Annotated in this window: 18 protein-coding genes; 6 read left to right on the top strand and 12 right to left on the bottom strand. The window is 74.3% G+C overall.

Annotation, left to right across the window (positions count from 1 at the left end; all coding sequences use genetic code 11):
* Nucleotides 1-148: 148 nt before the first annotated feature.
* From ACZ4U4_RS11580 to ACZ4U4_RS11635, 12 genes are all read right to left on the bottom strand, one after another.
* Nucleotides 149-1,714, bottom strand: a complete 1,566-nt coding sequence (locus ACZ4U4_RS11580) for an NADH-quinone oxidoreductase subunit N (RefSeq protein ID WP_467872114.1) — start codon at nucleotides 1,712-1,714, stop codon at nucleotides 149-151.
* An 8-nt stretch (nucleotides 1,715-1,722) separates the two neighbouring features.
* Nucleotides 1,723-3,444 (bottom strand): complex I subunit 4 family protein, encoded by a 1,722-nt coding sequence (locus ACZ4U4_RS11585; RefSeq protein WP_467871803.1) that lies wholly within the window; start codon nucleotides 3,442-3,444, stop codon nucleotides 1,723-1,725.
* 2 nt (nucleotides 3,445-3,446) lie between these two features.
* On the bottom strand, nucleotides 3,447-5,351 hold the full coding sequence (locus tag ACZ4U4_RS11590) for an NADH-quinone oxidoreductase subunit 5 family protein (RefSeq protein ID WP_467871805.1): 1,905 nt from the start codon (nucleotides 5,349-5,351) through the stop codon (nucleotides 3,447-3,449).
* On the bottom strand, nucleotides 5,348-5,725 hold the full coding sequence (gene nuoK / locus ACZ4U4_RS11595; RefSeq protein ID WP_467871808.1) for an NADH-quinone oxidoreductase subunit NuoK: 378 nt from the start codon (nucleotides 5,723-5,725) through the stop codon (nucleotides 5,348-5,350). Before nuoK ends, ACZ4U4_RS11590 begins: the two co-directional genes overlap by 4 nt.
* Nucleotides 5,725-6,390 (bottom strand): NADH-quinone oxidoreductase subunit J family protein, encoded by a 666-nt coding sequence (locus tag ACZ4U4_RS11600; protein ID WP_467871810.1) that lies wholly within the window; start codon nucleotides 6,388-6,390, stop codon nucleotides 5,725-5,727. The genes nuoK and ACZ4U4_RS11600 overlap by 1 nt, the downstream gene beginning before the upstream one ends.
* Entirely contained in the window at nucleotides 6,387-6,974 is a 588-nt protein-coding gene (locus tag ACZ4U4_RS11605) for a NuoI/complex I 23 kDa subunit family protein (protein WP_030283514.1), read from the bottom strand. Before ACZ4U4_RS11605 ends, ACZ4U4_RS11600 begins: the two co-directional genes overlap by 4 nt.
* Nucleotide 6,975: 1 nt before the next feature.
* Nucleotides 6,976-7,941 (bottom strand): NADH-quinone oxidoreductase subunit NuoH, encoded by a 966-nt coding sequence (gene nuoH, locus ACZ4U4_RS11610; protein WP_467871814.1) that lies wholly within the window; start codon nucleotides 7,939-7,941, stop codon nucleotides 6,976-6,978.
* On the bottom strand, nucleotides 7,938-9,341 hold the full coding sequence (locus ACZ4U4_RS11615) for an NADH-quinone oxidoreductase subunit C (protein WP_467871817.1): 1,404 nt from the start codon (nucleotides 9,339-9,341) through the stop codon (nucleotides 7,938-7,940). The genes nuoH and ACZ4U4_RS11615 overlap by 4 nt, the downstream gene beginning before the upstream one ends.
* Complete coding sequence (locus ACZ4U4_RS11620; RefSeq protein ID WP_467871819.1) at nucleotides 9,338-10,006, bottom strand: NADH-quinone oxidoreductase subunit B; 669 nt, start codon at nucleotides 10,004-10,006, stop codon at nucleotides 9,338-9,340. The genes ACZ4U4_RS11615 and ACZ4U4_RS11620 overlap by 4 nt, the downstream gene beginning before the upstream one ends.
* Nucleotides 9,997-10,404: an NADH-quinone oxidoreductase subunit A gene (locus ACZ4U4_RS11625; RefSeq protein ID WP_345088401.1), complete on the bottom strand. Its 408-nt coding sequence runs from the start codon at nucleotides 10,402-10,404 to the stop codon at nucleotides 9,997-9,999. Before ACZ4U4_RS11625 ends, ACZ4U4_RS11620 begins: the two co-directional genes overlap by 10 nt.
* Nucleotides 10,405-10,600: 196 nt before the next feature.
* Nucleotides 10,601-12,424, bottom strand: a complete 1,824-nt coding sequence (locus ACZ4U4_RS11630; protein ID WP_467871822.1) for a MinD/ParA family ATP-binding protein — start codon at nucleotides 12,422-12,424, stop codon at nucleotides 10,601-10,603.
* A 716-nt stretch (nucleotides 12,425-13,140) separates the two neighbouring features.
* Nucleotides 13,141-14,472, bottom strand: coding sequence for an EsaB/YukD family protein (locus tag ACZ4U4_RS11635; RefSeq protein WP_467871824.1), 1,332 nt, complete (start codon nucleotides 14,470-14,472; stop codon nucleotides 13,141-13,143).
* A gap of 441 nt (nucleotides 14,473-14,913) precedes the next feature.
* On the opposite strand from ACZ4U4_RS11635, the gene ACZ4U4_RS11640 reads away from it, so the two are divergent.
* The 6 genes from ACZ4U4_RS11640 (at nucleotide 14,914) to rarD (ending at nucleotide 22,433) form a co-directional block, all read left to right on the top strand.
* Nucleotides 14,914-16,098, top strand: coding sequence for a sensor histidine kinase (locus ACZ4U4_RS11640; protein ID WP_467871826.1), 1,185 nt, complete (start codon nucleotides 14,914-14,916; stop codon nucleotides 16,096-16,098).
* Between the two features lie 126 nt (nucleotides 16,099-16,224).
* A complete protein-coding gene (locus ACZ4U4_RS11645) occupies nucleotides 16,225-17,034 on the top strand; it encodes a sensor domain-containing protein (RefSeq protein ID WP_467871828.1) in 810 nt (269 codons plus the stop codon).
* Between the two features lie 148 nt (nucleotides 17,035-17,182).
* Nucleotides 17,183-17,842 carry a response regulator transcription factor gene (locus tag ACZ4U4_RS11650; protein ID WP_467872118.1) on the top strand — a complete coding sequence of 220 codons (660 nt, stop codon included), beginning with the start codon at nucleotides 17,183-17,185 and terminating at the stop codon, nucleotides 17,840-17,842.
* Nucleotides 17,843-18,148: 306 nt separating this feature from the next.
* Nucleotides 18,149-20,086, top strand: coding sequence for a 2-oxoacid:acceptor oxidoreductase subunit alpha (locus tag ACZ4U4_RS11655; protein ID WP_467871830.1), 1,938 nt, complete (start codon nucleotides 18,149-18,151; stop codon nucleotides 20,084-20,086).
* Complete coding sequence (locus tag ACZ4U4_RS11660) at nucleotides 20,079-21,173, top strand: 2-oxoacid:ferredoxin oxidoreductase subunit beta (protein ID WP_467871832.1); 1,095 nt, start codon at nucleotides 20,079-20,081, stop codon at nucleotides 21,171-21,173. The genes ACZ4U4_RS11655 and ACZ4U4_RS11660 overlap by 8 nt, the downstream gene beginning before the upstream one ends.
* Before the next feature lie 288 nt (nucleotides 21,174-21,461).
* On the top strand, nucleotides 21,462-22,433 hold the full coding sequence (rarD, locus tag ACZ4U4_RS11665) for an EamA family transporter RarD (protein WP_467872121.1): 972 nt from the start codon (nucleotides 21,462-21,464) through the stop codon (nucleotides 22,431-22,433).
* Nucleotides 22,434-22,436: the final 3 nt, after the last annotated feature.

A 22,436-nucleotide genomic window follows, 5' to 3' on the forward strand; every position in this document is an offset into this window, starting at 1 on the left:
GGTGGACCTTTACTCACTGGTCAACGCGGGATGAGCAGGGCAGGTTCCCTCACCCTCCGCACCCGGGGAGGGCAGGTTGCGGTGTCCGGGCGGGCGCGGGCGGCGACGGCGGAGCGCCGCGTTCCGGCCGGGGGCGGCCCCGGCCGGACTACAGCAGGGTGCCCGCGGCGAAGCGCAGGACCAGCTGCGGAGCGCCGGAGAGGGCCACACCGAGGACGGTGGCCAGGGTGAGCGCGACGGCGAGCGGCGCGGGGATCCGGGCGGGCGCAGGGCGGGCGGCGAGTGCGCCCCCCGCCGTCACGTCCACGGAGACCCCGTCGGCCTGCGGGGCGCGCTGGAAGAGCACGGCCGTCCAGCGGAGGTAGTAGTAGAGCGCGATCACCACGTTGACGGCCATGACCACGGCGAGCCAGCCCAGGCCCGCGTCGACGGCCGAGGCGAAGACGGTGACCTTGGCGAACAGGCCGATCACGCCCGGCGGCAGCCCGGCCAGGCAGAGCAGGAAGAAACCGAGCGCCAGCGCCACCAGGGGGCGGCGGGTGGCCAGGCCCCGGTAGTCGGTGAGGCGATTGGCCGGGCTGGTGCGGGCCACCAGGGCGGCGACCGCGAACGCGCCGAGGTTCACCGCGGCGTACATCAGGGCGTACGCGACGGTCGACCCGATGGCGCGCCCCGGGGCGTCGGCGTACCCGGCGGCGGCGATCGGCACCAGGAGGTACCCGGCCTGGCCGACGGAGGACCAGGCCAGCAGCCGGACGGCGCTGTGGGTGCGGGCGGGGTCCTGGCGCAGCGCGGCGACGTTGCCGACGGTCATGGTCAGCGCGGCCAGCACCGCCAGCACCGGGCCCCAGACGTGCGCATACGCGGGGAAGCCCTTGACCGTGACGAGGATCAGGCCGGAGAAGCCGACGGCCTTCCCGATGACGGAGAGGTACGCGGCGATGGGCAGCGGGGCGCCGATGTAGGTGTCGGGCACCCAGAAGTGGAAGGGCGCGGCGGCGGTCTTGAAGGCGAAGCCGACGAGCGTGAGGGCGACGCCGGCGGCCGCGAGGGTGGCCAGGCGCGGGTCCGGGAGGTGGGCGAGCCCATGGGCGACGCGGGTCAGGTGGAGGCTCCCGGTGGCGGCGTACAGGAAGCTCACGCCCAGGAGCATCACGGCGGTGGCGGCCACCGAGGAGAGGAAGAACTTCAGGGCCGCTTCGGAGGAGAGCCGGTCGCCGCGGCGCAGGCCGACCAGGGCGAAGGCGGGCAGCGAGGCCACCTCCAGGGCGAGGACGAGGGTCGCCAGGTCCCGGGAGGCGGGCAGCAGGGCGGCGCCGGAGGCCGAGGAGAGCAGCAGGAACCAGTACTCGCCCGCGGGCAGGCCGCCGTCCTTGACGGTGTCGATGGACAGCAGCGCGGTCAGCAGCGCACCGGCCAGTACGAGGAACTGGATGACCAGGGCGAACGGGTCCGCGACATAGCTGCAGACGTCCCCGCCGCCGACGCAGAAGGTGCGGCGGCCGCCGCCCACCAGGGGCAGCAGGGAGAGCCCGGCCAGGGCGAGGCCGCCGGTGGCGAGCCACCCCAGGAGCGGCTTGCGCGCCACCGGGAGGAACAGGTCCGCGACGAGCACCACCAGGGCGACGAGGGCGGTGAGGAGGGGCGGCGCCAGGGCGGTCCAGTCGACGGACTGCACCAGGGAGGCCGCTCCGCTCGCGGCCGTCGGGATCATCGGGCTGGTCACTTGCCGCCTCCGAGGAGCTGCTGGACGGCCGGGTCGGTGAGGCCGAGGAGGGCCGCGGGCCACAGTCCGGCGAGGACGGTGAGGGCGGCCAGGGGGGTCCAGGCCGCGTATTCGTGGCGCGCGATGTCGGGGATCACGGGCCCGGCCGGGCCTCCGGTGGCCGGCCGGTTCCGCGGCGTGTCCGGGGCGGCGTGGTGCGCGGCCTCGTCCGGGGAGGCGGTGCCCTCCTCGATCGCGGCGGCGGGTTCGTCGGCCTCCGGGGTGGCGCCCATGCAGACCCGGCGGACGACGAGCAGCAGATACGCCGCGGTCAGCAGGGTGCCGAGCCCGGCCAGCGCCATGAAGGTGAGGAAGGCGGGGCGGCTGAGGCCGGGCGCCGGGTGGAACGCGCCGAACATGGCGAGCATCTCGCCCCAGAAACCGGCGAGCCCGGGGATGCCCAGGGAGGCGACGGCGGCGAAGGCGAGGAGGGCGCCGAAGCGGGGCGCGCGCCCGTAGAGGGCTGCGCCGGTGGTGCCGGCGAGGGTGTCGAGGTCGGTGGTGCCGGTGCGGTCCTTGAGGGCGCCGACCAGGAAGAAGAGCAGGCCGGTGATGAGGCCGTGGGCGATGTTGGCGAAGAGCGCGCCGTTGACGCCGGTGGGCGTCATGGAGGCGATGCCGAGCAGCACGAAGCCCATGTGGCCGACGGAGCTGTACGCGATCAGCCGCTTCAGATCGCCCTTGGCGCCCTTGCGGACCAGCGCGAGGCAGGCGAGGGAGCCGTAGATGATGCCGACGGCGGCGAGGGCGGCGAGGTAGGGCGCGAAGGTGTGCATGCCCTCGGGCGCGATCGGCAGCGCGATCCGCACGAAGCCGTACGTGCCCATCTTCAGCAGGACTCCGGCGAGCAGCACCGAGCCGACGGTGGGGGCCGCGGTGTGGGCGTCCGGCAGCCAGCTGTGCAGCGGCCACAGCGGCGACTTGACCGCCAGTCCGACGCCGACGGCGAGCACCGCGACGAGCTGAACGGTGTGGCTGAGCTGGGACTTCGGACCGTTGTCAGCGGCGAGTGCAACCATGTCGAAGGTGCCGGTTTTTACTCCTACGAGGAGGAGGCCGAGCAGCATGACGACGGAGCCGAGCAGCGTGTAGAGGATGAACTTCCAGGCGGCCGCCTGCCGGCCGCCCGACTCCCGGCCGGACGGAGCGCCGGGCGCCGCCCCTCCGGAATTGCCGCCCCAGCGGGCGATGAGGAAGTACATCGGGATGAGCACCATCTCGAACGCCAGGAAGAACAGCACGAGATCGAGGACGGCGAAGGTGGCGAGGGTGCCGGACTCCAGCAGGAGCAGCAGGGCGACGAACGCCTTGGGGGACGGCCCCTGGGGCATCGAGAAGTAGCTGTAGAGCGCGCAGAGGAAGGTCAGCAGCGCGGTCAGGACGACGAGGGGGAGCGAGATGCCGTCGATGCCGAGGTGGATGCGGATGTCCAGCGCGGGGATCCAGCTGATGTCGGTGGTGGCCTGCATCCGGGCCGGGTGGCTGTGGTCGAAGCCGATGGCGAGGGCCACGGTCGCCGCGAGGACGACGCCGGTGACGGTCACGCCGTGGCGCAGCACGGCCTGGTCGGGGCCGCGGCCGCGGAGGCCGGGCGGGGCCGGGAGCAGCGCGCCGACGGCGCCCAGCAGCGGGAGCACGACGACGCCCGCGAGGAGCAGCTGCATAGCGGTGTGATTCATGGTCAGGCTCCGGTGCCCGTGGCGACGAGGACCGCGGCGACGGCCAGGACGAGCGCGCCCGCGAGCAGCGCGCCGAGGTAGGTCTGCACGTTGCCGGTCTGGGCGCGGCGGACGGCGGCGCCCAGCCAGCGGGGGCCGGTTCCGGCAGCGCGGACGTAGGTGTCGACGACCTCACGGTCGAGGAAGCGGACGAGGACCGCGGCGGCGCGCACCGGCCGGACGAACAGCGCGCGGTAGGCGGCGTCGAGGTGGAAGCCGGCGGCCGCGGGGCGGTGGAGCGGCCCGAGCAGCACCCGGCCGGGGTCGGTGGCGGCGCCGTCCGCCGCGGTGCGGGTGGCCGGGGCGGTGGTGTGGCGCCAGGTCGCGTAGGTGACCAGGCCGCCGACGAGGGCGATGCCGGTGCCCAGGACGGAGGTGGTGAGCGTCGGGGTGAGCGAGCGCCCGTCGAACCAGTCGGGCAGGAAGGGGGCGGTCAGGCCGAAGGCGGCGGTGGGGACGAAGAGGACCCAGAGCACGGCCTTCATGGCGAGCGGCTGCGGGCCGTGGTCGGGGGCCTCGGGGCCGCTGCCGCGGAAGGCGAGCAGCCACAGCCGGGTGGCGTACCCGGCGGTGAGGAGGGCGGCGATCAGCCCGGAGATCAGCACGGTCCAGCCGGCCGCGCCGGGGATGCCCGCGGCCCCGCCGGTGGCGGCGTGCTCCGCGGCACCGAGGACGGCTTCCTTGGAGAAGAAGCCGGAGAACGGCGGGATGGCGGCGAGCGCGAGGAGGGCGACGGTGACGGTCCAGTAGGCGTCGGGGACGCGCCGGTCCAGGCCGCGCATCCGGGACATGGCGGAGAGCGAGTTGGTGCCGGCGGCGTGGATGAGCGCTCCGGCGCCCAGGAAGAGGAGGGCCTTGAAGGCGCCGTGGGAGATGAGGTGGAAGACGGCCGCGCCGCGGTCGCCGACGGCCAGGGCACCGGTCATGTAGCCGAGCTGCCCGATGGTCGAGTAGGCGAGGACGCGTTTGACGTCGTCCTGGGCGAGCGCGGCCAGACCGGATCCGATCATGGTGACCGCGGCCATGACGGCGAGGACGACCAGCGCCGCGGCGGAGGCGGCGAAGACGGGGAGGAGCCGGGCGACGACATAGACACCGGCGGCGACCATCGTCGCGGCGTGGATGAGCGCCGAGACGGGGGTGGGGCCGGCCATGGCGTCGGGGAGCCAGGTGTGCAGCGGGAACTGCGCGGACTTGCCCGCGACACCGGCGAGCAGCAGCAGCGCGATCAGCGTCGGGTGGTCGAGCCCGTCGCGGGCGATCGAGCCGACGATGCCGGTGATGCGGAAGGTTCCGGTGTCGGCGGCCAGCGCGAAGATGCCGAAGAGGAAGGGGACGTCGCCGAGCTTGGTGACGAGGAACGCCTTGAGGGAGGCGGCGCGGGCGGCCTCGGTCTCCCAGTAGTGGCCGACGAGGAAGTAGGAGCAGATGCCCATGACTTCCCAGCCGACCAGCAGCACCATCAGGTCGCCGGTGTAGACGACGAGCAGCATCGCGGAGGTGAAGAGCGAGACCAGCGCGGCGTACGAGGGGTAGCGCGGGTCGTCGCGCAGATAGCCGGTGGAGTAGATCTGCACGCAGGTCGCGACCACACCGACCAGGACGGCGATCAGGACGGCGAAGCCGTCGAGGTGCAGTGCCAGGTCGATGGGGACGGAGCCGGTCGGGGTGAGCCGGGTGGCGACGTCGGTGGCGGGCCCGGTGCCCACTCCGGCCGCGGTGACGGCGGCGAGCGCGGCGGCGGCGAGTGTGGGCAGCACGGCGAGCGGCCGGACGAAGCCGGGGGCGCGGCGGCCCAGGAGGAATCCCGCGACCGCGCCGAGGAACGGCAGGAGGGGGACGAGGACGGCGGTGGTCGTGGGTGTCACGCGGTGGCCTCCGCCTTGGTGTCCGGCTGCGGCTGCGGTTCCGCGGTGGCGGCGTCCGGGGTGCCCGGCGTGTCGGCGAGGTCGCGCAGCCGGTCGAGGTCGGAGGTGCCGCGGTGGCGGTGGACGAGCAGCACGATCGCCAGACCGATGCCGATCTCGGCGGCGGCGACGGCGATGGTGAAGAGGGTCAGTGCCTGCCCGGCGTGGAGGGTGTCGCGCAGCCAGGCGTCGAAGGCGACGAGGTTGAGGTTGACGGCGTTGAGCATCAGCTCGACGGACATCAGCACCAGGATCACGTTGCGGCGGGCGAGCACGCCGTACAGACCGGTGCAGAAGAGGAGGGCGGCGAGGACGGCCGGATAGACGAGATGCATCAGCGCTGTTCCTCCCGCAGGGCGGTGCCGGGGGCGTGCGCCGCGCCGGCGGGGGCCGCCGGGGCCTCACCGGCCGGGGCGCCGGGTGCCGGGATCGGTGCCGTACCGCCCCCGTCGGACCCGGCCGCCGTGTCGGTGCCCTTGCGGGAGAGGACGATCGCGCCGACCAGGGCGGCGAGCAGCAGGACGGAGAGGGCTTCGAAGGGGAGGACCCAGTACTGGAAGAGGCTGCGGCCGGTGGTCTCGGTGGTGCCCTGCGGGGTGCCGAGTTCGATCCAGGTGGCGCGGAAGGCGTCGACGACGACCCACACCAGGGCGGCGGCGGAGGCGGCGGCCACGGCGACGGCGGCCCAGCGGTTGCCGGAGTCGGCGTCGGGCGACCGGCCGATGGGCGCCTTGGTGAGCATCAGCCCGAAGAGGAGGAGGACGACGACGGAGCCGACGTAGATCAGGACCTGGACCCAGGCGATGAATTCCGCGGTCAGCAGCAGGTACTCGACGGCGATGCCGCCGAGGGCGACGACCAGCCAGAGCGCGGCGTGGACGAGCTGCCGGGTGGTGACGGTGACGACCGCGGCGCCGAGGGTGACGAGGCCGACGAGGAGGAAGGCGATCTCGACGCCGGAGGGGGTGAGGAAGCCGTGGCTTGCGGCGGCGAGCGTCACGCGTCCTCCCCGGAGTTCTCGGCGTCGGCGGCGGCCTGCTGGGCGGCGAGTTTGTCGGCCGTCTTACGGGCGGCGGCGATCTCCTTGGGCTCCTCGGCGGCGGGGTCGAGGGCGGGCGGTTCGGGCACGGTCCACATCCACTCGCGGAGTTTGTCGCGCTCGTGGGTCAGCTCGCGGATGTCGGTCTCGGCGTACTCGAACTCCGGTGACCAGAAGAGCGCGTCGAAGGGGCAGACCTCGATGCAGATACCGCAGTACATGCAGAGGGAGAAGTCGATGGCGAAACGGTCGAGGACGTTACGGCTGCGCTCGCGGCCGCCGGGGGCGGCGGGCGGCACCGTCTCCTTGTGGGAGTCGATGTAGATGCACCAGTCGGGGCATTCGCGGGCGCAGAGCATGCAGACCGTGCAGTTCTCCTCGAACAGCCCGATGACGCCGCGGGTGCGCGGCGCCAGGTCGGGCTGGACGTCGGGGTACTGCGCGGTGACGCTGCGCTTCGTCATCGTCCGGAGGGTGACGGCGAGGCCCTTGGCGAGCCCGGAGCCGGGGAAGCCGGACGGCTTGGACTTCTTGTCCGCGGCCATCTCAGGAGGTCACCACCTTGACGACGCCGGTGAGGGCGATCTGGACGAGGGCGAGCGGGATCAGGACGGTCCAGGCGAGCTTCTGCAGCTGGTCCTCGCGCAGCCGCGGATAGGTGACCCGCAGCCAGATGATGAGGAAGGCGAGGACGGCGGTCTTCAGCAGGGTCCACAGCCAGCCGAGGCCGTCGGCGCCGAACGGTCCGTGCCAGCCGCCCAGGAAGAGGACGGAGGTCAGCGCGCAGAGCACGACGATGCCCGCGTACTCGGCGAGCAGGAAGAGCGCGAACCGCAGGCCGGTGTACTCGGTGTACGCACCGAAGATGATCTCGGAGTCGGCGACCGGCATGTCGAACGGCGGCCGCTGCAGCTCGGCGAGACCGGCCACGAAGAAGACCACCCCGCCGATCAGCTGCCACGGCACCCACCACCAGTGGAAGGAGTCGAGGATCCCGGGGAGCGAGAGGGTGCCGGCGGCCATCGCGACGGAGGCGGCGGCGAGCAGCATCGGCAGTTCGTAGGCGAGCAGCTGGGCGGCCGTGCGCAAGCCGCCGAGCAGGGAGAACTTGTTGGCCGATGCCCAGCCCGCCATGATCGAGCCGAGGACGCCGACGCCCATCACCGCGAGGACGAAGAAGAGGCCCGCGTCCAGGCTCTGGCCGACCGCGTTGCGCGGGCCGATCGGGATGGCGGCGAGGACCAGCAGATACGGCAGCAGGCCGACGGCGGGCGCGAGCTGGAAGACCCGCCGGTCGGCTCCGGCCGGGACGATGTCCTCCTTCTGCGCGAACTTCACCCCGTCGGCGACGAGCTGCGCCCAGCCGTGGAACCCGCCCGCGTACATCGGTCCGAGGCGGCCCTGCATATGGGCCATGACCTTGTGTTCGGTCTGCCCGACGACCAGCGGGAGGACGAGGAAGGCGACGAAGACGGCGAGCAGGCGCACCACGAGGTCGAGAGCGTCGCTCATGGGGTGTCGCCTCCTGCCGGGTCCTGGGTGGGGGTGCCGCTGTCGGTTCCGGCGTCCTGGCCGGGGCCGGATTCGTCGCCGGTGCCGGTGGACTTACCGGTGTCGGGTTTCTCGTCCGGGCCGGTCTCCTTGCCGGGGCCGGTCTCCTCGTCCGGGCCGGTCTCCTCGTCCGGGCCGGTGCCGGTGGCTTCGGGAGCCGCGTCCGCCTGCTCGGGCTCGGGTTCCTCGAAGGCCGGGCGGGCGTGGTGCCAGGGGGCGTCCGAGGAGGTGGCCGCGGGCTCGGACGGGCGGGAGGCGGCACCCCCGGCCGACGCCTCGGATCCGGCGGCCGCATCCGGCTTCGCCGACGCCTCGGGCCCGGCGGACGCCTCGGGCTTCGCCCCCGCTTCCGGCTCGGCCGGCGTTCCCTGCTGCGCCGGAGCCGCAGGTGCGGCCGGTGCAGCAGGGCCACCGGCCGCAGGCTGCTCCGACGCGGACCGTTCCGACGCAGGCTTTTCCGGTGCGGGCTGTTCCGGCACGGGCTGCGGCTGGGGCGGCGCGGGCTGTTCCGGGGTGGCCGGGCGCTGGCTGGCGGAGCCCGCGCTCGCCGAGCGGGTGCGGCGGGCCGGGCGTTCGCCCGCGGCCGGGCGCTCCGCCGCCGCGCCGGCGCGTCCGGCACCGGCCGTCCGTCCGGCACCGGCGGCCCGGGCGCCGCCGGCCGCGCGGGCACCGCGTGCCGGGCGCGCCGGAGCCGGGGGCAGCTGGCCCTTGAGCGGGCCCCATTCGTTCGGGTCCGGGACACCGGGCGGCAGCATCTGGCGGCGCTTGGGGCCGCCGTGCTCGGACTCGCCCGGTTCCTTGGCGCCCGGCCACGCCTTGGCGACCCGCGCGGCGAGGACGAAGTCCTTGCGCAGCGGGTGGCCCTCGAAGTTCTCCGGGAGCAGCAGCGGGACGAGGTGCGGGTGGCCGGTGAAGTCCACGCCGAACATCTCGTACGTCTCGCGTTCGTGCCAGGCGGCGCCCGCGTAGACGCCGGTGGCGGTGGGCAGCGCCGGTGCGTCGTGCGGCACGGTGGTGCGGACGAGCAGCCGCCGGACGGTGCCGGGGCGGGAGACGTCGGCGAGGTGCGCGCAGATCCGAAAGCCGGTGCCGGGCTCGTCGACGGCGCTCAGCCAGTCGAAGAAGGTGCAGCTCAGGGCGGTGCGGGCGACGGTTAGGGCCTCGATCCAGCGGTCGGCCGGTACGTCGACGGTCAGCAGGTCGTAGGCGGCTTCCGCGGTGGCGCCGGCGCCGAAGAGGGCGCTCGCCGGGCCGGGCAGCCAGCCGACGACGGGCTCGGCCACCTCGGCCGCGCCGTCCGCGGGTGCGTGCACCGGCTCCTCGGCCGGGCCGTTCGCCGGGTCGTGCGTCGGCTCGCTCATCGGGGCTCCTCCCCCGGACCGCCGGGTTCCGCCGGGGTGGCCGGGCCGGGCGCCGGGGGCGCCACCAGGCCGCTGCGCAGCGCGTTCGCCGAGGGCGCGGGCGCGCCGGCGGAGCCGTACCGCTCGCCCAGCGATTCGCGGGCGATCTTCTCCTGGAGCTTGAGGATGCCCTGGAGCAGCGCCTCCGGGCGGGGCGGGCAGCCCGGTACGTACACGTCCACGGGGATGATCTGGTCGACGCCCTTGGTCACGGAGTACGAGTCCCAGTAGGGGCCGCCGCAGTTGGAGCAGGCGCCGAAGGAGATGACGTACTTCGGCTCGGGCATCTGCTCGTAGAGCCGCTTGACGGCCGGGGCCATCTTGTCGGTGACGGTGCCGGAGACGATCATCAGGTCGGCCTGGCGGGGGCCCGGCGCGAACGGGATGACGCCGAGCCGGATGAAGTCGTGGCGCGCCATGGACGCGGCGATGAACTCGATGGCGCAGCAGGCGAGGCCGAAGTTGAAGACCCACAGGCTGTAGCGGCGGCCCCAGTTGAGGACCACCTTCATCGGTTCGGGCGCGAGCCGGGAGAGCGTGCCCAGGCGGCGCGGCATCGGCAGATCGGCGCGGGCGGAGCCCTCGGCCGCAGCCGACGCGCCGCCGGGGGCGGGGGTCACGTCCATTCCAGGACGCCCTTCTTCCATGCGTAGAGCAGGCCGACGGTGAGGAAGCCGAGGAAGACGAACATCTCCACGAGCGTGACGCCGCCGAAACCGGGGGCGGCGAAGACCGTCGCCCAGGGGAACAGGAAGATCGAGTCGACGGCGAAGATCACGTAGAGGAAGGCGTAGACGTAGTAGCGGACCTGGGTGTGCGCCCAGCCCTCGCCGACCGGGTCCACGCCGCATTCGTACGTCAGCAGCTTCTCGGGCGTCGGCACCACGGGCCGCAGCAACCGCCCGGCGCCGAAGGCCACGGCCACGAAGAGGACACCGACGACGGCGACCAGGCCGACGAAGGAATACCCCTGGAAGTACTCCGCGGCGCTGGTGATGGTGCGCACGGTCGTGTCGTCCGGCACGTCCGCCCCTCGCTCCCTGACTGCGCTTGTTCAACGACTTCGACGATCTGTACCTCCGGAGTCTAGGCCCTGACCTCCCCGCGCTGAGCAGCCGCGTCTCGTCGACGGTGGCGTTGACCCCACTTCGTCCCGGCTCTGCAACCGGCTGCCGGACGGTGCTGCCCACCATCCGGACGGGCCGGGCCGCGCCGGGCGGTCAGGCCCCGGCGCCGTACGGGCGAGGCAGCGGGCCGCCGTCGAAGGGGCTCCGGTCGTCCGGCGGAGCGTCGAACGGGCTCCGCTCCGCGCCCGGGGGTGACACCTGGGGCTGCCGGGTGGCCCGCAGCGGCTCCGGGTGCGGGTGCGGAGAGGGAGTGGCCTGGGGCTGGTGTGGTGGCTGCCCGTACGGGTTCGCCTGGGGATGCTGCGCCGGGGGCGGCTGCTGGGTGGCGTACGGCGGGTGGGGCTGCATGTACGGGTTGGTGTGCGGGGGCACGGGCGTCTGCGGAGACGTGGGAGGCGCGGCGGGTGAGTGCGGGGGCAGGGGCCGCTGCGGGGCGTGGTGCGGCTGTGCCGTCTGGCCTGGCTGTGTCATCTGGGCTGACTGAGGTGCCTGTCCCGGCTGTGTCATATGCCCCAGCTGCGCCATCTGCGCTGGCTGAGGCGCCTGCGCCTGATGCGGTGGCCGGGCCTGCTGCGGAGGTAGGGGCTGCTGCGGGGGCAGGGGCTGCTGGTGGCTCTGGTGCGGGGCCCGGCCCTGGGGTTGTTGCGGTGGCTGCGGGCCGAGCGGTGCGTGGGGCTGCGGTTGCGGCTGCGGAACGAGAGGCGGCTGCGGGCCTGGTGATGTCTGAGGCTGCGCCCCGGCGGCGGGGAGCGGTCCGGCACCGGGGGCGGCGGGCCCGGCGGCGGCCGGCCCCGCGGGGATCACCGTTGGCGACCCGGCAACGACCGGCCCGGGGACGTGCCCGACCGGACCGGCGACCGTCCCCGCGGCCCCGGGGACGACCGTCGGCGCCGCGTCCGGGGCCGACCGCGGGTGCGCGGTCGGGGCCGCGGCGGGGCGGACGACGCCGTGGGTGACGTACGGTTCGCCGCCGCGGGCGGTGGGGTCGGAGGGGCGGCGGCCGGGTTCCCGGGAGACCGCGCGGTCCATCACCTCGGCGGCGATCCGGGCCGTGGCCGACAGCGTCCGTTCGCCCAGCAGCTCCGTACGGATCGCGCCGCCCGCGGCCAGATGGCGGTCGTAGGGCAGCTCCAGCACCGCCGCGCCGCCCGAGCCGAGGTGGGCGGCGGCCGTGCGGGCGTCGACGCCGGTGTCGGGCGCCAGGTGGGTGAGGACCACGACGGTGGTCGGCAGCAGTCCCGGGTGCAGACCGCCGACCCAGTCCAGTACGGAGCGGGTGGCCGCGACGCCCTCCGGGGTGGCCGGGGTGACCAGCACCCGGGCCTGGGTGGTGACCAGCGCGGTGCGGGCCACCTCGGCGGGCAGGGTCTCGCAGTCGACGACGGTGGCGGCGAAGTGGCGCCGCAGCGAGGTCATGACGATGCGGTACGTGTCGAGGTCCAGCCGGGTGCCGATCGCGCCCTGGCTGCCGGGCAGCAGCCAGCCGCCGCCCGCGAACGGCAGCAGATAGCCGGTCAGGTCGGTGATCAGCATCGACGGGTCGACGATCTCCGCCAGATCGCTGCCGGACCAGCGCACCTCGCGCGCGCCCAGCCGGTGCGGGAGGGTGCCGAGCGCCGGATCGGCCTCGACGGCGAGCACCGGATCGGGCCGGTAGTGGGCGTAGGTCAGCGCGAGCAGCGCCGCGACGGTGGACTTGCCGGCGCCGCCCCGGATGCTGGAGACCGCGATCTGCCGTCCGGTGACGACCGGCTGCTGGATGGCGCGCGCCGCCTCCGTGACCGCCGCCGTCTCGCTCGCGGGCGACGAGGCGAACACCTTCCGCAACGCCCGCCCGGCCCGCCGCCCCAGCGGATCCCCACGCCGCGGCTTGGACTGCCCGTCGGCCAGCTCCGGCGGCAACAGCGGTACGGACACGGGCGTACGGGCGGGAAGACCTGGGCGGCCGTACGAGGCGGGGGCGGGCGCGGCCGGAGCCGGGCCGGAGGCAGCGGGAGCCGGTGCGGGAGCGGCCGGAGCCTGGGCCGGTGCGGGAGCCGCCGGTGCCGCCGCCCCCGGAGCCGGACCGGAAGCCGCGGGCGCGGCCTGCGCCCCGCCCGAAGGCCCGGGACCAGCCGTCGCCGCCCCCGGAGCCGCGGGCGCAGGGGCAGGCACAGCCGCAGGCAGCGGCAGCGCCCCGCCCGTCCCCCCCGGGGCACCGGCCGCAGTGCCCGGCCCCGGACCCGTACCCGGCACGGCGTCCGGTCCGGCTCCCGGACGGGTCTCCGCCGCCACGTCACCCCCGGCGCGCGCCGCCTGCCCGGGCGCCCCCGGCGCCCCCGCGGGCGCCCCTGAGAGGTCCCCTCCGGGTTCCCCCGGAACGGGCGGCGCTCCCGGCACCGCCGAAGGACCGCCCGTTCCGTCCTGCTTCCGTGTCTGCGCCGCCACGCCCCGCCGCCCCTCTTCCCCGAGTGCTCCCGTTGCCTCTGGCCGTTTCTCCGGGCCCGTCCGCCACGACCCCCCGGGGGCCGCCGATGGTTCCGTCCTCCCGGGTGCCACCGGCGGTTCCGAGCCGTCGGACGCCGCCGACGGGTCCGCCACCTCCGTAACCGGCGGACCCGGGTCCCGGGTCACCCGTTCCGTACCGTTCATCGTCAGAACGCGTCCCGCAGCAGGGCGTACACGCCGAGGGCGCCCACCGTCACCGGGAGCAGGGCCACGACCGCCACCGGCTCGGCGCGGGCGACGGCGCGCCGCAGTGCGTCAGGGGCGCGCAGGGTGAGGAGCGCGGCCGGGAGGGCCGCCAGGAGACAGAGGAGGGCGCCCGCGGCGGCGGGGGCCGGGCCCGTCGCGGCCCAGTGCAGCACCGGGTGCAGGCAGGCGGCGCACCCGGCGGCGGCGACCGCGGCGACCTGCACGGCCAGCGGGTAGGCGCGGGCCCGGGCGCAGAGCACCAGGCCCAGCAGCAGCGCGGCGGCGACCGCCCAGGCGCCGCCCTGACCGGCCGCGAGCCAGCCGCCGGCGCCCGTGGAGACGGCGACGGCCACGGTGGCCGGCGCGAGCGTCCGGTGGGTGGCGCCGAGGGCCGCGGCCACCCGGTGGCGGCTGACCGGGGTGGCGCCCGCGCGCCGGTCGTCGAGCCCGGTGAGGCCTGCCGACGTCAGGGCGTGGCGGGGCAGTTGGCCCAGGACGAGGACGCCCAGGAGGCCGAGGACCGCGCCGGTCCTGGCGGGCGTCGTCAGGGCGAGTCCGGCCTCCCACGCCCCCAGGGAGACGAGGACCGCGGCGGCCCCCAGGTGCGCCGCGCGCCGCCAGGGGGCGCACAGTCCGAAGAGACCGAGGAGGGCGGCGGCGGTCCCGGCCAGGGCCGCGAGGCGGGCCGCGCCGCCCGGTGTCGCGTACCAGGAGGCGTACGCCCCGAAGGTGCCGCCGAGCAGCAACAGGGCCGCCCCGGGGGCGCGTCGGGCGGGCCGGGTAGCGGCCAGGGCGGCACCGGCGCCGCCGCACAGCACCGCGGCGACACCGAGCCAGAGCGCGGCGGCGGCGCCGTACCAGCGGTCGGCGCCGGTGCCCGCGACGGCGCCGAGCAGCACGCCTGCCGCACCCGCGGCCGCCGCGGCGGCCCATGGGCCCCAGCCCCGGCCGCGGAGCTCCAGGGGCGCGGCGGCCTCGGCGCCGGGGCCGCCACCGGGGCGGGTGCCGGGCGTGAACGGGCCCTGGACGAGATGGAGTTCGGCGCCATCCGGCAGGCGGGCCGCGGCGAGGGTGTCGTGCGGGGCGAGGGCCGTGCCGTCGGCGGTGACCAGCTGCTGCGCGCCGGGCCCGGCCGGGCGCGTGCCGAGCAGCCGCAGCAGCTCCGGCAGGAGCGCCCCTACGGGTTCCCCGGACGGGACGACGAGTGCGGTGCGGCGGCCCCCGTCGGTGACGAGGGTGACCCGGCTCAGGGTGGTGCGCCGCTCCTCGGGGGCGCCCACGGTCGCGCTCACGCCGGGGCCTCCGTCCGGCGGTGGTTCCCTGCCCCACGGCCGCCGCCCGCCGGGATTTCGGCCCCGTACGGAGAGGTGTGCCGGGTTTGTCGCCGCCGCATGGTGTCCGCCCCCGGCGGCCGGCCGCCGTCGTTCTGCGCCATCGCCCCTCGCCCCTCCCCTGTACGCACGGCGACACCCTACGGCGATTTCCGTCTCCCCGGCCCATCGGAAGCGGCGAGGGAATCGACAAAAGGGCAGGTCAGAGCAGGTACCGGGGCGAGCACCCCCGCACAGGGGCAAGTCGGCCCGAGGGGTGTGCGAAGGGCTTCCCCCGGGGGAGGCAGGGGGACGGTCCCACCCGGGGCGGCCCGGTGGTCGGTGGGGGTGGGGAGAACCCCACCCCCACCCGGCCCGTGCACCCCATGGCAGATGGCGCGGCGTCCGGGCAGGCTTGCCGGTATGACACAGACAGTGACCCCGGCCGGCGCACGCGAGGACGAGGGGGCGCCCCTGCCCCGTCCGCGCGCCGCCCTTTCCCCGGAGACCTGGCGGGAGATCGGGTACCTGCTGGCCAATCTGCCGCTGGGCGTGCTCGCCTTCGACGTGGCGCTGCTGTGGCTGGCGACGGGGCTGGGGCTGTCGATCACGGTGATCGGGCTGCCGCTGCTGGCCCTGGGGCTGACGGCGTGCCGGTGGTACGGGCGGCTGGAGCGGGCGCGGGCCCGGGCGCTGCTGGGCCTGCGGGTGCCGGAGCCGTCCCCGCTGCGCACCCGTGAGCCGGGGCTCTTCCCCCGGCTGTGGGCGCGGCTGACGGACCCGGTGGGGTGGCGGCACGCGCTGTTCGCGCTCGTCCGGCTGCCGTGGGTGGTGGTGACGTTCGGGCTCACCCTCGTCCTGCTCGTCGCGGGGTGGCCGTTGCTGCCCTGGGCGGCACGGCTGCTGACCGATGTCGACCGGGCCATGGTGCGCGGGCTGCTGTCGCCGTCGGACGCGCTGGAGCGGCGGATCGCCGAGCTGGAGGCGGACCGCGAGAAGGTGACCGACACCGCCGCGGCGGATCTGCGCCGCATCGAGCGGGATCTGCACGACGGCGCGCAGGCCCGGCTGGTGGCGCTCGCGATGGGGCTCGGGCTGGCGAAGGAGAAGCTGACGGAGGATCCGCAGGCGGCCGCCGTGATGGTGGACGAGGCGCACGGCGAGGTGAAGCTGGCCCTCCAGGAGCTGCGGGACCTGGCCCGGGGCATCCATCCGGCGATCCTCACCGACCGCGGTCTCGGCCCGGCCCTGACGTCGCTGGCGGGGCGCTGCACGGCCCCGGTGGAGGTCTCCGTGGAGCTGCCGGAGCGCCCGGTGCCGGCGATCGAGGGCATCGTGTACTTCACCGTCTCCGAGCTGCTGCAGAACGTCTCCAAGCACGCCGGGGCGCGGTCCGCCGCCGTCGAGGTGCGGCGATCCGGCGGGCGGCTGCTGGTGACGGTCACCGACGACGGCCACGGCGGCGCCCGGAAGGTGCCGGGCGGCGGTATGGCGGGGCTCGCCGACCGGCTGGCGTCGGTGGACGGCGCCTTCACCCTGGACTCGCCGTCGGGCGGCCCCACCCGGATCACCGCCGCCCTCCCCTGGCGCGGCCGCACCACCACCTGACCCGCCGCCCCGCCCCATTCCGACACCCGGACCGCCCTCGGGCGCGTCCGGCGGATCAGGCATCCCGAAAACAGGCACCACCCCTTCCGGCACGACGACTTCAGCCCCACCGACAGGACGGACGGCATGACGATGGCCACGGCTTTTGAGCGGCGGGCGGGCGCCCCCCGCGTACTTCTGGCGCTGCGCGCCCCCTTCTCGGGGCGTACCTGGCGCGCGTTCCTCTACCTCCTCAGCAGTCTCCCGGTGGCCGTCGCGCTCTTCGCGTACGCGACGACGATGGTCTCCCTGAGCGCGGGATTGCTGGTCACGGTCGCGGGCATCCCGGTGTTCGCGGCGACGCTGGCGGGGGCGCGGGGGCTGGGCGCCATGGAGCGGGCGCGGGCCCGGGCGCTCCTGGGGACGACGGTGGCGTCGCCGCCACCGGTGCGGCCGGCCGGCGAGGGCGTGGTGCGGTGGACCGGCGCGCTGCTGCGCAACGGTGCTGCCTGGCGCCAGCTGCTCTTCTGCCTCCTGCGCTTCCCCTGGGCGGTGGCCGCCTTCTCGATCGCGGTCACGTACTGGGTGCTGGCCTGGTCGCTGCTGACGTATCCGCTGTGGCAGTGGACGTTCCCGCGCTACCTGGGCCAACCGGGCATCCAGCTGTGGGGGCCGGGCGCCGTCCCGGGCGATGCCTCCGGGTACCTCGACACCCCCGCCGAGATCGCGGTCACCGCCGTGGTGGGCCTGCTGCTCGTCCTCGCCCTGCCCCCGGTGACGCACGCGCTGACCGCCCCGGACCGGGGCCTGATCCGGGTGCTGCTCGGCCCCTGGCCGGTGACCGCGCCGGAGTCCGGGACGGGCGCCGGGCCCGCGGTGACCGCCCCGTACGGCGGCGTCCCGGAGACCGTACGGAGCGCGGCGCCCGGGGACGGCCCGGCGCACCAGGAGCGCTGACCGCCCCGGGAACCTCACGCTCCTCGCCCCGCTCACCCGTTTCTGCCCCGACGCGTCCGGATGCTGGGATGCTGAGGTGCCGTCCCGGGAGTGAGCGGGGCGGCGGCGTGTGGACGGTTCGGGAGAGACGGGCGACGTGGAGGACAGGGTGCGGGTGGTCATCGCCGAGGATTCGGTGCTGCTGCGGGAGGGGCTGACGCGGCTGCTGACCGACCGCGGGCACGAGGTGGTGGCCGGTGTCGGCGACGGCGACGCGCTGGTCGCGGCGGTCGGCGAGCTGGCCGCAGCCGGTACCCCGCCCGATGTCGTGGTGGCCGACGTCCGGATGCCGCCGACCCACACCGACGAGGGGGTCCGGGCCGCCCTCACCCTGCGGCGGGCGCACCCGGAGGTCGGGGTGCTGGTGCTGTCGCAGTACGTCGAGGAGCAGTACGCGACCGAGCTGCTGGCCGGGTCGACCCGTGGTATCGGCTATCTGCTCAAGGACCGCGTCGCCGAGGTGCGGGAGTTCGTCGACGCGGTGGAGCGGGTCGCGGGCGGCGGCACCGCGCTCGACCCCGAGGTGGTGGCCCAGCTGCTGGGCCGCAGCCGCCGGCAGGAGGCGCTGGACCGGCTGACCCCGCGGGAGCGGGAGGTGCTGGCCCTGATGGCGGAGGGCCGGACCAATGCGGCCGTCGCCCGGGAGCTGGTGATCAGCCACGGCGCGGTGGAGAAGCACATCGGCAACATCTTCCTGAAGCTGGGCCTGGCGCCGAGTGACGGGGATCACCGCCGGGTGCTCGCCGTCCTGACCTATCTCCGCCCGTGACGCCCCCGCCGCCCCGCCCCGGACCAGGCACGCACCGCGCGCCACCGGGGCCGTAGGTCCGTGGTCCTACCACCATTGTCGGAGCGTCACCGCCATGCGGAGCGGCCTCAAAGAAGGGGACGGATCCAGTGTTTTCATGACGATTCATGAGCAGCCGCCATCTCATACCCCCGTCCATCATGTGATCGACCCAGGGAAGGCGACCCTTACCCCCGTACGATGGTGAGGGGACCGTCCGGTCGGCACGACACGTCCCGAACCCGCCCTCCGGCGGGGAGCCGTACCCCTCTAGGGAGGTCCGAAGCAGTGACCAGCCAGGTCAGCAGCACCGCCGAACAGGCCGACGGAGCGCACGTCGGGGAGCAGCGCTCCCTCGGTGACGGGGGCACAGACAAGGAGATCCGGCGTCTGGACCGGGTGATCATCCGGTTCGCGGGTGACTCCGGTGACGGCATGCAGCTCACGGGTGACCGGTTCACCTCGGAGACCGCGTCCTTCGGTAATGATCTGTCGACGCTGCCGAATTTCCCCGCCGAGATCCGCGCCCCCGCCGGCACCCTGCCCGGTGTCTCCAGTTTCCAGCTGCATTTCGCCGATCACGACATCCTCACCCCCGGGGACGCCCCCGACGTTCTGGTGGCGATGAATCCGGCGGCCCTCAAAGCGAATCTGGCGGATGTTCCGCACGGCGCGGAGATCATCGTCAACACCGATGAATTCACCAAGCGTCCGATGGCGAAGGTCGGCTATGCCACCAGCCCGCTGGAGGACGGCTCGCTGGAGGCGTACCGCGTCCATCCGGTGCCGCTGACGACGTTGACGATCGAGGCGCTGAAGGACTTCGGGCTCTCCCGCAAGGAGGCCGAGCGCAGCAAGAACATGTTCGCGCTGGGCCTGCTGTCGTGGATGTACCACCGGCCGACGGAGGGTACGGAGAAGTTCCTCGCGGCGAAGTTCGCCAAGAAGCCGGATATCGCGAAGGCGAATGTCGCGGCATTCCGGGCGGGCTGGAATTTCGGTGAGACGACGGAGGATTTCGCCGTCTCGTACGAGGTCGCCCCCGCGACGACGGCTTTCCCGACGGGTACCTACCGCAATATCTCCGGAAATCTTGCACTGTCCTACGGGCTGGTCGCCGCGGGCCGCCAGGCGGATCTGCCGGTCTACCTCGGTTCATACCCGATCACCCCGGCCTCCGACATCCTTCATGAATTGTCGAAGCACAAGAATTTCGGGGTGCGGACGTTCCAGGCGGAGGACGAGATCGCCGGTATCGGTGCCGCACTCGGCGCCGCCTTCGGCGGTTCGCTCGCGGTGACGACGACCTCCGGCCCGGGTGTGGCGCTGAAGTCCGAGACCATCGGTCTGGCCGTCAGCCTCGAACTCCCGCTGCTGGTCGTCGACATCCAGCGCGGCGGCCCCTCCACCGGTCTGCCGACCAAGACCGAGCAGGCCGATCTGCTCCAGGCGATGTACGGCCGCAACGGTGAGGCGCCGGTGCCGATCGTGGCGCCGAAGACGCCCGCGGACTGCTTCGACGCGGCCCTGGACGCCGCCCGGATCGCGCTGACCTACCGCACGCCGGTGTTCCTGCTCTCCGACGGCTACCTCGCCAACGGCTCCGAGCCCTGGCGCATCCCCGAGGTCGAGGAACTGCCCGACCTGCGCGTGCAGTTCGCCACCGGCCCCAACCACACCCTGGCCGACGGCACCGAGGTGTTCTGGCCCTACAAGCGCGACGAGCAGACCCTCGCCCGCCCGTGGGCGGTGCCGGGCACGCCGGGGCTCGAGCACCGGATCGGCGGTATCGAGAAGCAGGACGGCACGGGCAACATCTCCTACGACCCGGCCAACCACGACTTCATGGTCCGCACCCGCCAGGCCAAGGTGGCCGGTATCGAGGTCCCGGACCTGGAGGTCGACGACCCGGCCGGCGCGGACACCCTGGTCCTGGGCTGGGGCTCGACGTACGGCCCGATCACCGCCGCGGTGCGGCGCGTACGCGGGGCCGGGCAGCGCATCGCCCAGGCCCATCTGCGCCACCTCAACCCCTTCCCGAAGAACCTGGGCGAGGTCCTGGGGCGCTACGACAAGGTGATCGTGCCGGAGATGAACCTCGGCCAGCTCGCCACCTTGCTGCGCGCCGAGTTCCTGGTGGACGCGCGCTCGTACAACCAGGTCAGCGGAATGCCGTTCAAGGCCGAGCAGCTCGCCGAGGTCTTCAAGGAGGCCATCAATGACTGAGACGATCGCGGGGCCGGCGGCCGGACCGCAGGCGCTGGCGCTGGTGCCCAAGGCCGAGGCCAAGCAGTCCATGAAGGACTTCAAGTCGGACCAGGAGGTCCGCTGGTGCCCCGGCTGCGGTGACTACGCCGTCCTCGCCGCCGTCCAGGGCTTCATGCCCGACCTGGGGCTGGCGAAGGAGAACATCGTCTTCGTCTCCGGCATCGGCTGCTCCTCCCGCTTCCCGTACTACATGAACACCTACGGGATGCACTCGATCCACGGCCGCGCCCCGTCGATCGCCACCGGCCTGGCCTCCTCCCGCCGCGACCTGAGCGTATGGGTCGTCACCGGTGACGGCGACGCGCTGTCCATCGGCGGCAACCACCTCATCCACGCGCTGCGCCGCAACGTCAACCTCAAGATCCTGCTGTTCAACAACCGGATCTACGGGCTGACGAAGGGCCAGTACTCCCCCACCTCCGAGGTCGGCAAGATCACCAAGTCGACGCCGATGGGGTCGCTGGACGCGCCGTTCAACCCGGTGTCGCTGGCGCTCGGCGCGGAGGCGTCGTTCGTCGCCCGCACCGTCGACTCCGACCGCAAGCACCTCACCTCCGTGCTGCGCGCCGCCGCCGACCACCCGGGCACCGCGCTGGTGGAGATCTACCAGAACTGCAACATCTTCAACGACGGCGCCTTCGAGGCCCTCAAGGACAAGGACAAGGCCCAGGAAGCGGTGATCCGGCTGGAGCACGGGCAGCCGATCCGCTTCGGCGTGCCCGGCGAGGACGGCCTCGGCTCCCAGGGCGTCGTCCGCGAGGTGGCCACCGGCGATCTGAAGGTCGTGGACGTGGCGGAGGTGGGCACCGACACGATCCTGGTGCACGACGCGCACAGCCCGTCGCCCACCACGGCGTTCGCCCTCTCCCGCCTCGCCGACCCGGACACCCTGCACCACACCCCCATCGGTGTGCTGCGCGACGTCGAGCGCCCGGTCTACGACACTCTGATGGCCGACCAGCTCGACGCCGCCGTCGAACAGCAGGGCAAGGGCGACCTCGGCGCCCTGCTGGCCGGCAACGACACCTGGACGGTCGTCGGCTGACGGTCCGCGCCCGCGCGTCCGCACGGTGCCCCCATCCGGCTCGTCCGGTGGGGGCACCGGTGCGTTCGGGCCCGTGACCAGGGCCTTCGGCGGTGGCTCGGGGGCACCGCCGCGCCGGTCGGTGGTCATGACCGTATGCCGGTACACACATGACAGGCGGACCGGTGCGGCGCTACCGTCGCAGGACGGCGCCGCACGTCCGGGGCGGCCGAGCAGCCTCGGGAGGGTCCTTTGGAGTCAGGGAACACGCAGCGCACAGGGCTCGCGTACGGTCTCGCCGCCTACGGCATGTGGGGGCTGCTGCCGCTCTACTGGCATCTGCTGGACACCGCCTCGTCCGCCGAGATCCTGGCGCACCGCATGGCGTGGTCGCTGCCGGTCGCAGCGCTCATCCTGGGGGTGCTGCGCCGCTGGTCGTGGGTGCGCCCGCTGCTGCGGCAACCGCGCCGGATGGCGCTGGTCGCGGTGTGCGCGGCGGTCATCTCCGTGAACTGGTTCGTCTACATCTGGGCGGTGAACGCCGGGCACGTCCTGGAGGCGTCGCTCGGATACTTCATCAATCCGCTGGTCAGCATCGCCTTCGGAGTGCTGGTGCTGCGGGAGCGGCTGCGGCCGTTGCAGTGGACGGCGGTGGGCGTGGGCACCCTCGCGGTGCTGGTGATGGCCGTCGCCTACGGCCGGGTGCCGTGGATCTCGCTGGTGCTGGCCTTGTCGTTCGCGACGTACGGACTGCTGAAGAAGGGCATCAAGCTCGACGGCGTGGACGGGTTCGCGGCCGAGACGGCGATGCAGTTCCTACCGGCGGTGGGCTTCCTGATCTTCCTCGGCGTACGCGGCGACTCGGTGTTCGTGAGCGGCGGCATCGGGACGGCGCTGCTGCTCGCGGGGTGCGGGGTGGCGACGGCGCTGCCGCTGATCTGCTTCGGCGCCGCGGCGGTCCGGCTGCCCCTGACGGTGATCGGGATGCTGCAGTATCTGGCGCCGACGTTCCAGTTCGCGCTGGGCCTGCTGGTCTTCCACGAGTCGATGCCGCCGGAACGGTGGGCCGGTTTCGCACTGGTGTGGCTGGCGCTGGCCCTGCTGACCTGGGACGCGCTGCGGACCGCCCGCACCGCACGGGCGGCGGTGGCGGCCGCCGGACGCCGCGCCGGAGCCGCGGTCGCGGCGGGCGCGGCGGGCGCAGCCACGGTGGCCGCGGACGGCCCCGGCGAGGCGGCCGGGGCCCCGCTGCCGGCGGCTGCGGACGAGCCTTCGGCCTGAGCC

The sequence above is a fragment of the Streptomyces sp. NPDC029159 genome (assembly GCF_055564055.1).